Genomic DNA, 2,092 nt, shown 5'->3' with positions numbered 1-2,092 from the left:
GGCGCGGGCAGAGCGAGCAGACAGAAAGCGACGAATGCAAGCAACCCCCTCATTGTGCCGGCCTCCCAATGCTGTGCGGGACCATCCTTCCGCCCACGATCTCGAGCCAGGTGAGCGGACCGCCGTAGGCGCGCGAAATGCCCGTATCGATACGCGCCAGCCGGCCGCCGTAGAGCAGCTCGATGCCCTTCGGGTCGGGCGTGTGACCGACGACCAGCCGCTGCGCGCCGTAGGCCGCGAGCACCGCAGACAGCTCCTCGTCCGGAGTCAGCTGCGGCGACGGCGGCTTGGCCGCGGCGCGGAGCGCCTGCGCATCGCGGTCGACCATGACGAGCCCGCGGTACCATAGAGGTCCCAGCGGACTGTTGAGGATCGAGGAAGGATCGTCGTCGCCCGCCGCCATGGCCGCGGCGACACGCCGGTTGATCTCGTCGAGCGGGAGCTTGGAATATTCGGCGCTGAGGCCACCGTGGACGAAGAGGGTGCCGTCGATCTTCACCACTGCGGGATTATGCGTCGCCCATTTTCCGAGCTCGCCCGACGGGCTCCACGCGAGCTTGTGCTCGACCCAGCCGAGCGGGTGCTGCGCCATCCAGGCGTCGTGAACCTGCTGCGGAGTCAAAGCCGGGTTCGTGGCGTGCGCCGCTGCTTCGGCCGCCGCTCGGTTGAGGTCGTAGACTCGGTCGCGGATCGCGGCGGAGTTCGGACCGGCGAAGGCCGCATATTCGCCCGGAGTCGTGTAGCGGAAGTCGCCGAGCAGGTTCATGGCCTCGTGGTTGCCGAGCACGACGACGACGCGTCCGCCGGCGCGGCGCGACTCCTTCTGCAGCTGCTGCAGGCTGCGGACGATCTTCAGCGAATCCGGCTCGCGGTCGAGGACGTCGCCGAGCTGGACGAGAGTCGTCTTGCCCCCGGCCCAATGGCCGCTCCCGTCCATGATCCCGGCCGCGCGGGCGATGGCGACCCACGCCTGATAGTCGCCGTGGAGGTCGCCGACGGCGATGATGCGCTTGGGCTGGGCGGCGGGGGCGCTGGAGGCCATGATCGCGAACAACGCCGCAAGCGCCACTGCGGCGATGCGTAGGATCCGCTCGAACGGGGAGTGTGCCCGGACTGCCCCCATGGCCGTGCACTGTCGCACTCAGCGGGCGAGCGAGCAATGCCGTTAATATATGACGAGAAAACGCCTTCTAACCGGGCTAGCGGAAGGGTAAGCTCGCGCATCGGACTCGCGGGGGACAGCGAGATGGCCACTTTAGCTCAACCGCCCTTCGTGCCCGTGCCGGCGACCGGCGACGTGCGCTTCTTCCTGCGCGGCGCGATCGTGATGACGGTCACGATCGTCAGCGCATTCTCGTTCCAATACCTGATGGGACGATCGACCTTTGCGGCACCGCTCCGAGTCCATCTGCATGCCTGGGTCTTCATGGGCTGGGTCGGGATCTACCTGCTGCAGAACATCTTCGTCGCGACTGGGCGGATGCACCTCCACCGGCGGCTCGGCTGGTTCGCCGTGGCGTGGCTGGCGCCGATGATCGTGATGGGCTTTGTCGTCACGGTCGCCAACGTGCGGCTCGGGCACGTGCCGTTCTTTTTCCGGCCGGCGCAGTTCCTGATCTTCGATCCCGTGACGGTGCTGACCTTTGCCGGCCTGACGCTCGCGGCGGTCGCGATGCGGAGGCGCACCGAATGGCACCGCTGCCTGCATTTCTGCGCGATGTCGATGCTGCTGATACCGGCCTTCGGACGCCTGCTTCCGCTGCCGCTGCTTCAGCCGTTCGCGTGGGAGGCCGCGTTCGCGGCGGCGATGCTGTTCCCGATCGCCGGCGCATGGGCCGACATGCGGCGCAGCGGTCATGTGCATCCCGCGTGGTGGCGCGGCATGACGGTCATGGTCTTCTCGCTGGTTCTCGCGGAAGCGGTCGTCTTTAGCCCGCTAGGGCCGCGCATTTATGCCGCGGCCACGGCCGGTTCGCCGGGAGCGGCAATCGCTCCGATGGACTTCGGGGTGCCCGCCGGAACGCTGGTCACCGGCAGGAGCTGAGGGACCTCAAGCGGTGGCGGGCTTGCGGCTGCGCTTCGCCGGCTTTGC

At 68.1% G+C, this 2,092-nt stretch carries 2 protein-coding genes; one reads left to right on the top strand and one right to left on the bottom strand.

Features of this window, described 5'->3' with window-relative positions; genetic code table 11:
* Positions 1-49: 49 nt before the first annotated feature.
* Positions 50-1,123 carry a metallophosphoesterase gene (locus tag VFT73_RS13985; RefSeq protein WP_326412478.1) on the bottom strand — a complete coding sequence of 358 codons (1,074 nt, stop codon included), beginning with the start codon at positions 1,121-1,123 and terminating at the stop codon, positions 50-52.
* 123 nt (positions 1,124-1,246) lie between these two features.
* On the opposite strand from VFT73_RS13985, the gene VFT73_RS13980 reads away from it, so the two are divergent.
* Positions 1,247-2,044 (top strand): hypothetical protein, encoded by a 798-nt coding sequence (locus VFT73_RS13980; RefSeq protein WP_326412474.1) that lies wholly within the window; start codon positions 1,247-1,249, stop codon positions 2,042-2,044.
* The last annotated feature ends 48 nt before the right edge of the window (positions 2,045-2,092 follow it).

Origin of the sequence: Sphingomonas sp. (assembly GCF_035758555.1) — a bacterium.
Taxonomy (GTDB): domain Bacteria; phylum Pseudomonadota; class Alphaproteobacteria; order Sphingomonadales; family Sphingomonadaceae; genus Sphingomonas_B.
Note: the sequence above shows the minus strand (reverse complement) of the source record. Positions and strands in the feature narration are given on the sequence as shown.